General features: G+C 68.2%; 9 protein-coding genes and 1 pseudogene. 9 read left to right on the top strand and 1 reads right to left on the bottom strand.

The genetic code is table 11. The features are described 5' to 3' along the window. Positions 1-809 (bottom strand): annotated as a pseudogene (locus tag NBV68_RS14250) (hypothetical protein); the annotation flags it as partial. 320 nt (positions 810-1129) lie between these two features. On the opposite strand from NBV68_RS14250, the gene NBV68_RS14245 reads away from it, so the two are divergent. From NBV68_RS14245 to NBV68_RS14205, 9 genes are all read left to right on the top strand, one after another. After that, positions 1130-1555 carry a tetratricopeptide repeat protein gene (locus tag NBV68_RS14245; protein ID WP_296310832.1) on the top strand — a complete coding sequence of 142 codons (426 nt, stop codon included), beginning with the start codon at positions 1130-1132 and terminating at the stop codon, positions 1553-1555. 151 nt (positions 1556-1706) lie between these two features. Next, the gene (locus tag NBV68_RS14240; protein ID WP_296310831.1) at positions 1707-2354 is read left to right on the top strand and encodes a lytic transglycosylase domain-containing protein; all 648 of its coding nucleotides are present in this window, start codon (positions 1707-1709) and stop codon (positions 2352-2354) included. Between the two features lie 49 nt (positions 2355-2403). After that, positions 2404-2715, top strand: coding sequence for a TrbC/VirB2 family protein (locus NBV68_RS14235; protein ID WP_296310830.1), 312 nt, complete (start codon positions 2404-2406; stop codon positions 2713-2715). Next, a complete protein-coding gene (locus NBV68_RS14230) occupies positions 2715-3026 on the top strand; it encodes a VirB3 family type IV secretion system protein (RefSeq protein ID WP_296310829.1) in 312 nt (103 codons plus the stop codon). Before NBV68_RS14235 ends, NBV68_RS14230 begins: the two co-directional genes overlap by 1 nt. 12 nt (positions 3027-3038) lie before the next feature. Further along, on the top strand, positions 3039-5468 hold the full coding sequence (locus NBV68_RS14225; protein WP_296310828.1) for a VirB4 family type IV secretion/conjugal transfer ATPase: 2430 nt from the start codon (positions 3039-3041) through the stop codon (positions 5466-5468). After that, complete coding sequence (locus tag NBV68_RS14220) at positions 5465-6676, top strand: type IV secretion system protein (RefSeq protein WP_296310826.1); 1212 nt, start codon at positions 5465-5467, stop codon at positions 6674-6676. The genes NBV68_RS14225 and NBV68_RS14220 overlap by 4 nt, the downstream gene beginning before the upstream one ends. Beyond that, positions 6673-7485, top strand: a complete 813-nt coding sequence (locus NBV68_RS14215) for a TrbG/VirB9 family P-type conjugative transfer protein (protein ID WP_296310824.1) — start codon at positions 6673-6675, stop codon at positions 7483-7485. The genes NBV68_RS14220 and NBV68_RS14215 overlap by 4 nt, the downstream gene beginning before the upstream one ends. Positions 7486-7525: 40 nt before the next feature. Continuing rightward, the gene (locus NBV68_RS14210) at positions 7526-8677 is read left to right on the top strand and encodes a TrbI/VirB10 family protein (RefSeq protein WP_296310822.1); all 1152 of its coding nucleotides are present in this window, start codon (positions 7526-7528) and stop codon (positions 8675-8677) included. 17 nt (positions 8678-8694) lie between these two features. Beyond that, positions 8695-9339: ATPase, T2SS/T4P/T4SS family (locus NBV68_RS14205; RefSeq protein WP_296310833.1), on the top strand; the 645-nt coding region annotated here is incomplete at its 3' end.

Here is a 9339-nt window from a genome sequence, read left to right as displayed (position 1 = left end):
GTGCCCGAACCCGCGCCGCCGGTGGTCAGCGACTGGAGTTCGTTGTTCGGGGCGAGTTCGAAGCCCGAGAAGCGGATCTGGTTGAAGCGGAACGAGCCCGAGCTGTCCGTCGGAGCGGCGCCGCCGAACGGGGTTGCAACCGCGGCACCTTCGAGGCGGCCTTCGCAGGTCGGGTTGTTGGTCGGCGCGGCGGCGGTGTTGAACACGCCGTTCGAGCAATCCGACACCGGCGCGCGGCCGAGCAGCACGACGCCGCCCCACTGCTGCTGGCTGTTGTCGTTGGCAAGGCCAAGGATGTTGTCGCGGCTGGTCCACACGATCGGACGATCGGCGGTGCCGTTCGACTGGATCGCGTTGCCGCGGTTGACGACGAGGTAGGAGTCCTGCTGGCCGAAAAGGATCACGCCCGGTTCGATCGTCAGGGTCACGGTGGTGCCGGTGCTTGCGAAACCGCGATCGGCGCCGACTTCGACGCGGCCGGCGATCTGGTAGACCAGGCCGCGGATGTAGGGCAGCAGGTCGGTCGAGGTGAAGCGCGCGGGAAGCTGGCAGACGCGATAGGTGCCGGTCGTGCCCGCGATCGTGCCGTTATCGACGAGGCCGCCGGAGGTGGCGATGGTCGGGCAGCCCGCAGCCGGGGTCACCAGCGACTGGGTCGGGGTCGGGGTCGGGGTCGGCGTCGGGGTCGGCGCCGGGTTGTTGATGATGATGTCGCCGCCGGTGCCGGGCGAGACGATTTCATCGGCGCCGCAACCCGCCAGAGCGACCAGGCTGCAACCCAGAATCAGAGTGCGTTGGATGTTTTTCACGAGCGTGGGTCCCCTCTAGAGCCGAGAATCGATTTAGGCGCTTGGATTGTTGCGCTGAGTGGTCGCTAGGAGCCGTTCGTGACAGAATTCTTGCAGCATGACAGTGGCATTGCATTTGCCGTAATATGACCGAAGAAAGACAAATATGACAAACAAAGCTCCCCACCGAAGCCTGTGCGACGAGTTGAGTGTCACGGAAATTTCACTCTAGGTCAGGGGATTGGATCAATAAATTACAAATAAAAGACAATGTTACAGTTATATTGCATTTACTCCTCGCGCCATGCATTATGTGTGCCTGTAGAAGAGGAGCCATGCCCATGTCCGTTGCCTTTCTTGTTCTGGCGCTCGCCGCCGCAAGCCCGCTTGCAGGCGCCCCCGCGGCCCCCGTCAGCGCCTTCCTTGCGCCGCCCGAGGCTGCGCCCGAACTCGCTGCGGGCTCGCTTGCCGCTGGCCGCGCCGAGCAGGCCATCGCTGCGCTCGAAAAGGCCAGCGCCGCCGATCCGCGCGATGCTGCGGTGCTGATCAATCTCGGCATCGCTTATGCCCAGACCGGCGACGAGGAGCGCGCGCGCGATGCCTTCCGCCAGGCGTTGGCGTGCGAGGAGGTGGTCGAACTCGAGACCGCCGACGGCGTCGCCACCGATTCGCGGCGGTTGGCGCGCAAAGCGCTGAAGATGCTGGAACGCGGCGAATTCCGTACCCCGGCAGCCACCGCCGGACAGCTGACCTACCGCGACCGTTGATCCTTTGATGTGGAGCCCGGGACACAGTTGCGCGATATTGTGCAAGTGGAGGCCCGGGTAACCCGCCGGTAATCATGCCGGGGCTTTCCTCGTACTGTCACCTGCCTGTCATTTAGGATAGACAAAGGGGGACACTCTGGAGGGCCGAGACATGATTCTCGCCGCGGCTTGCCGCGTCATCATAATTTCTGCCGCCGCCGGGCTTGCATTCAGTCTGGCGGGCGAGGCGCGCGCCGATGTGCTGGAACTGGACGCGCATGGCGCGCGCTGGGTGACAGGCCCGCTCGTCGGCCAGAATGCCGCGCCCGCGCCTGCCGCGAGCGCCGAGCCGGCCATGCCCGGCGAGGCGCCCTCCGTACCGGCATTCGCGATCGCCGATCCCGCGCTGTCCGCGCGCGGCATTCCGCCGCGCTATGCCGCCAAGATCGCCGAGCTCGCCGCGCGCTTCGACCTTTCGCCCAGCCTGCTCGAGGCGCTGGTGTGGCAGGAAAGCCGCTGGAACGAGAACGCGGTCTCGCCGGTCGGCGCGCAAGGGCTGGCCCAGTTGATGCCGGGCACCGCACGCTATCTCGGCGTCGATCCGCGCGATCCCTTTGCCAATCTCGAGGGCGGGGCGCGCTACCTGCGCGAACAGCTCGACCGGTTCGGCGGCGATATCGAAAAGGCGCTCGCCGCCTATAATGCCGGCCCCGGACGTGTCGAGCGTTCCGGCGGTGTTCCCAATATCCGCGAGACAAAGCAATATGTTGCCGCCATCATGGGGCGGCTGTCCAACCACGCGCGCGCGCCCGGCCGGTAACCGGCCGCGCCGTGCGCGCGAACGCCTGATCTGAGAAACCGAGAAAGACATGATGCCGCAGTTTCGTATTTTCGCCCGTATCGCCGCCGCCCTGACACTGGTCTCGGCGCACACGGCCGCCTTTGCACAAGGCGCCGATCCGGCCGGCTCCGGCCCGATCAACAATGCGCTGCTGTGGCTTCAGGGCACGCTGCTGGGCACGGTGGCGACCACCATTGCAGTGATGGCCGTCGCCGCGATCGGCTTCATGATGCTCACCGGCCGGATGAACTGGCGCTTCGGTGCGACCGTGATCATCGGGGTCTTCATCCTGTTCGGCGCAACCACCATCGTCGCCGGCATTCAGGCAGCGGCCGGCTGATGAGCGAACTCGTCCGCAACCCCGTCCACCGCGCGCTCACCCGCCCGCAGATGTTCGCGGGCGTGACGATGAACTTCTTCATCATCAACATGATGGTGACGACGATCGCCTTCCTGATCTTGCGCAACCTGCTGATCACCAACGGGCTGTTTCTGGTCGGCTTCCTGCTGGTGCCCGTGATCATGCACGGGGTCGGCTACTTCGCTTCGCTGCGCGAACCGCGCGTCTTCGACCTGTGGATCACCAAGGTTTCGAGGTGCCCGCGCGTGCCCAATTTCAAGCGCTGGGGGTGCAACTCCTATGCGCCTTAAGGACAAAGCCTCATGGTGAAGTGGATCGGCCCCGCCGCCTGGAGCGCCAAGGAAGCCCGCGTCGGCGACCGCCTGCCCTATGCGCGCCTCGTCGACGAGAACACCGTGCTGCTGCGCGATGGCTCGGTCATGAGCGCGATTCAGGTGCCCGGCCTGTTGTTCGAGACCGAGGATTCGGACGCGCTCAACGCCCATGCCGCCACCCGCGAGGTGATGCTGCGGAGCACGCTCGATGCGCGCTTCGTGATGTATCACCACGTCATCCGCCGCCGCGTGGAGGTGGAGCTTGACGCCGAGTTCCCCGACGCCCTGTCGCGTCATATCGACGCGCGCTGGAAGCAGCGGCTGGCGGGCGGATCGCTGTTTATCAATGACCAGTTCGTCACGCTGATCCGCCGCCCCGCGCGCGGCAAGACTGGCCTGCCAGAGCGTCTGTCGAAGATGTTCAGCCGTGCCGGCGCCGACGAGCTCGAAGCCGATCCCAAGGACATCCGCAGCCTCAAGGCCGCGATTACCGGCCTTGTCGCCAGCTTGCAGAACTACGGCGCGGCGGTGCTGGGGGACTATCAGGCGCCCGACAGCACCAATGGCGGCACCAATTCCGAAATGCTCGAGCTGCTCTCGGCGCTCTACAATGGCGAGATGCGCCCGGTGCGACGCCCGAGCCCCGAGACCGATATCGGCCACATGCTCCCTTATCGCCGGGCCTCCTTCGGGCTTGATGCGATGGAGCTGCGCGGGAGCGCCGCGCCCGATTTTGCCGCGATTCTCGGCCTCAAGGACTATCCCGAGGCGACCTCGCCGGGGCTGCTCGACAACCTGCTGCGGCTGCCGTTCGAGATGGTCGTCACCGAAAGCTATGCGCCCAACGAACGCACCACGGCCAAGGAACGCATCGACCTCGCGCTGCGCCGCTCGCGCTCGGTCGATGAGGAAGCTGCGGCCGAGCGTGCCGACATGCTCGCCGCGCGCGATCTGCTCGGCAACGGGGCGGTGGGCTTCGGCGACCATCACTTGACCGTGCTGGTGCGCGAGACCAACCTGCCGCGGCTCGACGACGCGATGGCCGCCTGCGCCGCCGCGCTCGCCGACACCGGCGCGATCGCGGTGCGCGAGGATACCAATCTCGAGCCCGCCTTCTGGGCACAATTCCCGGGGAACGAGGAATATATCGTGCGCCGCGCGCTGATCTCCTCGGCCAACATGGCGGGCTTCGGGTCGTTCCACGGCTTTGCCTTGGGGCAGGCGAGCGGCAATCACTGGGGCGATGCGGTGACCCTGCTGGAGACGACCAGCGCCACCCCGTTCTTCTTCAACTTCCACCACGGCGACCTCGGCAATTTCTCGGTCATCGGGCCGAGCGGCTCGGGCAAGACCGTGGTGATGAATTTCCTCGCGAGCCAAGCGCAGAAGTTCAAGCCGCGCACCATCCTGTTCGACAAGGATCGCGGGGCGGAGCTGTTCATCCGCGGGATCGGCGGGCGCTATGACCGCATCGCGCCGGGGATGCCGACCGGCTTCAACCCGCTCGCGCTGCCCGACTCGCCCGCCAACCGCGCCTTTCTGCGCGATTGGCTCGCGGTGCTGCTCAAGGCCGACGGGCCCGAGGAATTCGCGACATTGAGCGCGGCGGTCGATGCGACCTACGCCAATGACCCGAGCTTGCGGCGCTTGCGCCACTTCAAGGAGCTGCTTGCGGGTGCCCGCCGTCCCTCGCCGGGCGATCTTGCCGATCGTCTGGGCGCGTGGATCGGGGAGGGCGAGCACAGCTGGCTGTTCGACAACGCCGCCGACCGGCTCGATCTCGAAACCCGCGTGATGGGCTTCGACATGACCGCGCTGCTCGAGAACCCGCGCCTGCGCACGCCGACCATGATGTACCTCTTCCACCGCATTGACGAGCGGCTGGACGGGCAGCCGACCATGATCCTGATCGACGAGGGCTGGAAGGCGCTCGACGACGAGGTCTTCGCCGCGCGCATCCGCGATTGGCTCAAGACGCTGCGCAAGCGCAATGCGCTGGTCGGGTTTGCCACACAGTCCGCCCGCGATGCGCTCGACAGCCGCATTTCGACCGCATTGGTCGAGCAGACTGCGACCATGGTGTTCATGCCCAACTCGCGCGCTCGGCCCGAGGATTACTGCGACGGCTTCGGTCTCACCAGCCACGAGTTCGCGCTGATCCGTTCGTTGCCGGCGCATTCGCGCTGCTTCCTCGTGCGCCAGCCCGATGCGAGCGTGGTGGTCCGCCTCGACCTGTCGGGCGCGCCCGAGGTGCTGACGATCCTGTCGGGCCGCGAGAGCGCGGTGCGCCGTCTCGATCTGCTGCGCGAAGCGGTCGGCGATGCGCCCGCGGCCTGGTATCCGCCGCTCACCGGCCGGGCCTGGCCCGATGGCCCCGGCGACCCCGAGGACGATTCGATGTGGCAGGCAGCCGAATGAACGCGACCTGCGACCAGGCCGCCCAGGCGATGGGCACCGGCGTCTCGGCGGCATTGACTGCGGTCGACTGCATCGCCAGCGGCGTGTCCGAACAGGCCTTCAACCGCCTGTTCGGCGACGATGGCCAGTTGGCTTTTGCGCTCACCGTCGTGCTGGGGCTCGATGTCGGCTTCTTCGGCATCTCGCTGATGCTCGGTCGCTCGAATATTTCGGTGCGCGCGCTCGTCCCGAAAATGATGACCCTGGGGCTGGTGCTGACCTTTGCCACCAGCTTCGTCGCCTTCTCGAGCGTGTTCTACAACATCTTCATCGGCGGGCCCGACCAGATCGCCGGGATCCTCACCGGCACCCGCGGCGAGAGCGCCACTTCGGTGTTCGCGCAGAAACTCGACGTGGTGTTCCTTGCGATCCAGCAGGCGAGCGGGGACACCTCCAACATCAGCGCCTTTTCACCGCCCGGGATGATGTGGCTGGGAGCGATGCTGCTGCTGCTCGGCACGGTCGGCATGCTGGTGACCGCGCGCATCGCGCTGGCGCTGCTGCTCGCGGTCGGCCCGATCTTCGTGGTGCTGGCGCTGTTCGACGGCACGCGCGGACTGTTCACCGGCTGGCTCAAGGGGCTGACGATGATGGCGCTGGCGCCGCTCTTCGCCGTGCTGGGCGGATCGATCATGCTCGAGATGTCGGTGCCGGTGCTCGCCGCGCTGGTCGCAGTGCCGGGCAAGATCGACCAGCAGGCGGCGATGGCCTTCTTCCTGATCGGCGCCGTGCACGTCGCGCTGATGCTACTGGCGCTCAAGGTCTCCTCGACGATGGTCGCCGGCTGGCAGGTGTTCGGGCTCGTGCCTTCCAAGGAGCGCGAGCGGCCGGCCGAGGCCCTGCGTCCCGTCCCCGTGCCGCAGGCCTCGGGCACCGCTCCGCGCAACACCAATGTCGCCCCCGTGACCCCCGCCGCCACCGCGCGCCGCACCGATGTCGCGCCGCCGCCACAGGTGGTGGTCGCCAATGACACCGGCGCTGAAGGCGGCGCGGTGCAGGGCGCCCGCGTGATTGCGGTCGCGAGCGGCGGCGGCCAGATTGTGCCTCTCGGCGCCGCGCCCGCGCGCACCCGCGGGATCGGCAACCGCTTCCGATCAACACCATCCTCGGGCCCGTCCGCGCCCGCACCCAAGCCGACGACGACGCCCCCCTCGGAGACGTACCAATGACCCGCGCCGTGCTCTTCGCGAGCCTCGCCCTTGCCTTTGCCGCCCCGCTCGCCGCGCAGGACAGCCGGCTCCAGACCCTCGTCTACGATGCCGATGCGGTGGTGCGCATCGATGGCAAGGTGAAGGTCCAGACCACCATCAAGTTCGCCCCCGACGAGATCATCGAGAACGTCGCGATCGGGGATTCGGCGGCGTGGCAGGTGCAGCCCAACAAGGCGCAGACGATCATCTTCGTGAAGCCGCTGGAGCCCACCGCGCGCACCAACATGACCGTGGTGACCGACAAGCGCACCTACCTGTTCGATCTGGTGGCGAGCCCCAAATCCGCGGCGCTCTACGTGCTGCAGTTCCGCTATCCCGAGCTCGAGAAGGCCGCCGAGGAAGCGCGTCTTGCCGCCATCGCCGAGGCCGAGGCGCAGGCGATCCGCGCCGCGGCGGCGCCCGATCCGGCCACCGGTGTGCCCGCTGGGGCCGCCAATCCGGCCGATCCCGCCAAGCTCAACTTCGCCTGGGCGAGCGCGGGCACGCCCGAGCTTCTGCCTTCGCGCACCTATGATGACGGCGAAGCGGTGTTCCTCACCTGGGCCGCCGGCGCGCCGATCCCCGCGATCCTCGTCACCAATGCCGAGGGCGACGAGGGGCCGGTCAATTACACCACCCGCGGCGATACCGTTGTGGTCGACGGGGTGCCAGCAAAGATCATCCTGCGCTCGGGCCGCGACACCGCGACCCTGACCAACACCGGGCCGATGCCGCCGTCCGCGCGGCAGGCCGGCCTCTCCGCGCCCCGCGGGCGGGGCAAGAAGTGACCGATCCCATGAACCACCTGTCTGCCAAGGAGAGCATCTGATGCGTCTGGCCATGCGTTTGCCGCCCAAGAAGGGCTCCGGAGAGGGCAATGAGGGGGCGGTCGATCCGCGCACCCGCGAATCCGCCGAGATCATCGACCTCGCCAGCCGCGCAGCCTTCCCTGCGGTCACCGATCGCAAGGCCAAGGGTGACGGCGTGGGGCTCGCCGCCGGAGTGGCCGTGGTCGGCCTGCTCGGCGCGGTGACCTTCTGGGCGATGAACGCCGCGCGCACGGCCGAGCCGCAGGGGATCGGCAACCCCGCCGTCACCCAGCCGCAGGGTGCCGCGCCCGTGATGCAGCCCGCGCAGCCGATGGGCGATCCCGCGCAGGGGCAGCCTGCCCCGGCCGTCGCGCTTCAGGCCGATCCGGCACCGATGCCGGTCTATGCCGGCAATCCCGGGGCGGTGAGCGTTCCTTCGGTCAACCCTTACGGCAGCCCGATGCTCGCCTTCGATGGCAGTTCGGCGCGCGGCGTGAACGTGGCCGCGCCGGCTTCCGCGCCCGCTCCGGGCGCGCCCGCGGGCGCGGCGGGCGGCACCGGCGGCGCTGCCGCTTTCGCCAGCAGCATCGGCGGCGTCGGCGGCGCGCCCGCACAGGCCCGCGCGATGACCAACCCCTCGACCACCGTGACCGAGGGCACACTGATCCCCGCGATCCTCGAGACCGCGATCAACACCGACGTGCCCGGCTATGTCCGCGCCGTGGTCAATCAGGACGTGCGCAGCTTCGACGGCAAGCGCGTGCTCGTCCCGCGCTCGACCCGCCTGATCGGCCAGTACCGCGCAGGGGTCGAGCAGGGCCAGCGCCGCGCCTATGTGATCTGGACGCGGCTGATCCGGCCTGACGGTGTCTCGGTGAACCTCGCCTCGCCCGCGGTCAGCTTCGACGGGGCGACCGGGATCGAGGGCGACGTCAACAGCCACTTCTTCAAGCGCTTCGGCTCGGGCCTGCTGCTCTCGGTGGTCGGCGGCCTCGGCGCGGTCGCTACCGGCGGCATCGGCGGCGTGCTCGTCGCCGGTAGCGCGCAGAGCGCGGCCAATTCGGCGGTGCAGCAGCAGGGCCAGATCAGCCCCACCATCCGGGTGCGCGCGGGCGAACCGATCCGCGTCTACACGGCGCGCGATCTCGATTTCAGCTCGGTCGGCGGCTGACCCAGGTGAGCGCGGACGTGCACCGGCTGGAGACGGGTGAGGGGCAGGCGGCAGCGCCGCTCTCTGCAGAGCGTTCGGTCTATCTCGACGCCTATCTCGCGCCCTTCCGCCGCTGGCTCGAACGCGACACCGTGACCGAGATCATGGTCAACCGCCCGGGCGAGGTGTGGATCGAGGATGCAGCCAGCCCGGGCATGCAGCGGCTCGACACGCCCGAGATCGACGACCGGCTGGTGCAGCGCCTCGCCGAACAGGTCGCGCGGGTCAGCCACCAGGGGATCAACCGCGAGCACCCCTTGCTCGGCGCGACCTTGCCCGATGGGGCGCGCGTGCAGTTCTGCGGGCCGCCTGCCAGCCGCAAGCATTGGGTGATGGCGATCCGCCGCCACCGCCGGCTCGACCTGCCGCTCGATACCTATGACACCGGGCCGCTGGTTGGCGAGATGCAGTTCGACCTGCCCGATCCCCAGGCCCAGCCGATCGCCTACCTGCGCGCCGCGATCCGCGCGCGGCGCACGATCCTGATCTCGGGCGGCACCTCGACGGGCAAGACCACCTTCCTGAACGCCATGCTCGGCGAGATTCCCCCGGAAGAGCGCGTGGTGCTGGTGGAGGATACCCCCGAACTGCGGTTCCCGGGCGAGAACGCGGTGGGTCTCGTT

This window comes from Erythrobacter sp. (genome assembly GCF_023653175.1).
GTDB lineage: Bacteria > Pseudomonadota > Alphaproteobacteria > Sphingomonadales > Sphingomonadaceae > Erythrobacter.
The sequence above is the reverse complement of the archived record's forward strand: the minus strand, read 5'-3'. Positions and strand labels throughout refer to the sequence as shown.